This window comes from Ruegeria sp. AH7 (assembly GCF_056541325.1).
On record NZ_JBQFYF010000025.1, the window covers coordinates 1 to 518 of the forward strand.

The 518-nt window shown below is 51.2% G+C and carries 2 protein-coding genes; both read left to right on the top strand.

Annotated features, from left to right (window positions below):
• The coding region (locus ACR0JX_RS19735; protein ID WP_480545532.1) for a TRAP transporter large permease subunit at window positions 1–194 on the top strand (194 nt) is incomplete at its 5' end.
• 13 nt (window positions 195–207) lie between these two features.
• A partial coding sequence (locus tag ACR0JX_RS19740; RefSeq protein WP_480545534.1) for a universal stress protein occupies window positions 208–518 on the top strand: 311 nt, incomplete at its 3' end.

Below are 518 nucleotides of genomic sequence, written 5' to 3' on the forward strand. Positions count from 1 at the left end.
ACATCCAAATCGCTTACCTGACACCTCCGTTCGGTTTTGTGCTGTTCTGGATCAAAGGGGTTCTGCCCAAAGATGTCAGCATGGGGGATGTCTACAATTCGGTTGGCCCGTTTGTGGCACTCCAGTTCGTTGGCCTGACCCTGATCTTCATCTTCCCGCAGATCGCCACCTGGTTGCCCAACATCCTGAAATAATCCGGAGGTACAGATGTATAACCATATCCTCGTTCCAGTCGCCCCTGATCACATCAACGACTGTGCCAAATCTCTGGATGCAGCAAGCCGCTTGCTGTCGGATGGCGGGACAGTATCGGTGCTGTCCGTTCTCGAAGAACTACCTTCGTATATCGGGTCGTACTTTCCACCCGAGCAGGTTCAGAAAAGCGTTTCTGATTTTGAGGACAAACTGAACGCATCGATGGAGTCTCCGAAGATCGGCACTCATGTTGTTACAGGTCATCCAACAAATTCCATTCTGGATTGGGCCGAAGAACACAAAGTGGACTGCATAGTGGTGGC